This is a genomic window from Pseudomonas sp. SID14000 (assembly GCF_002165135.1).
Taxonomy (GTDB): Bacteria; Pseudomonadota; Gammaproteobacteria; order Pseudomonadales; family Pseudomonadaceae; genus Aquipseudomonas.
In genome coordinates this window covers 1-1,075 of sequence record NZ_NFZQ01000046.1, presented here as the reverse complement: position 1 = coordinate 1,075, position 1,075 = coordinate 1, and the positions used below count along the sequence as shown (strand labels likewise).

The window sequence follows — 1,075 nt, the reverse complement described above, 5'->3', positions numbered from 1 at the left end:
GCCATTTCAGCAGTGCGGCATCGCTACGGGCAACCGGGTTTCGCCTGGCCTGAACCGTACCTTTCACTGTCCGGAGTTGCGGTGTGACGCAGAACGGCCGGGGCAAGGTCATCCGGGTGACGTTGATCGCGTCGCTCCAATGCCCTCGCGGCTGCTGACGACCAGCTGACAAAAACAGCCTGTACGCCGGCCAGCGGCGTACAGGCTGTTGACGTGCTGGCGGTCAGTCCTCGTCGGACTTGCCGGACTCCAGGTTGGTCTTGATCAGGGCCATCACCGTGCTGTCGGCCAGCGTGGTGACGTCGCCGACCTCGCGGTTCTCGGCGACGTCGCGGAGCAGCCGGCGCATGATCTTGCCGGAGCGGGTCTTCGGCAGCTCGGCCACCACCATGATCTGGCGAGGCTTGGCGATCGGCCCGATCTCCTTGGCGACGTGGTTGCGGAGCTCCTGGACCACGTCCGGCCCGCCGTCCCCGGCCTCCGTGCGCAGGATCACGAAGGCCGCGATCGCTTGGCCCGTAGTCGGGTCGGAGGCGCCGACGACGGCCGCCTCGGCGACCTTCGGATGCGACACCAGGGCCGACTCGATCTCGGTGGTCGACAACCGGTGGCCGGACACGTTCATCACGTCGTCCACCCGGCCGAGCAGCCAGATGTCGCCGTCCTCGTCCTTCTTGGCGCCGTCACCCGCGAAGTACACGCCCGGCCAGCGCGACCAGTACGTCTCCTTGAAGCGCTCGTCGTCGCCCCACAGCGTCCGCAGCATCGCCGGCCACGGCTTGTCGATGATCAGGTAACCGCCGGAGCCGTTCGGTACCGACTTGCCCGCGTCGTCGACCACGTCGACGCTCACGCCCGGGATCGCCTTCATCGCGGCACCCGGCTTGCCCGCGGTCACGCCGGGCAGGGGGGAGATCATGTGCATGCCGGTCTCGGTTTGCCACCAGGTGTCGACGACCGGCGTCTTGTTGCCGCCGATGTTCTCCCGATACCAGATGTAGGCCTCAGGGTTGATCGGCTCGCCCACCGACCCCAGCACTCGCAGGGTGGAGAGGTCGAACTTCTCCGGGATCTG

Annotated in this window: 1 protein-coding gene; it reads right to left on the bottom strand. The window is 67.4% G+C overall.

The genetic code is table 11. From position 1 onward, the window contains the following. Positions 1 to 223: 223 nt before the first annotated feature. Positions 224 to 1,075 (bottom strand): AMP-binding protein (locus tag CAY82_RS27325; RefSeq protein ID WP_140399144.1); only part of this gene is annotated, 852 nt, incomplete at its 5' end.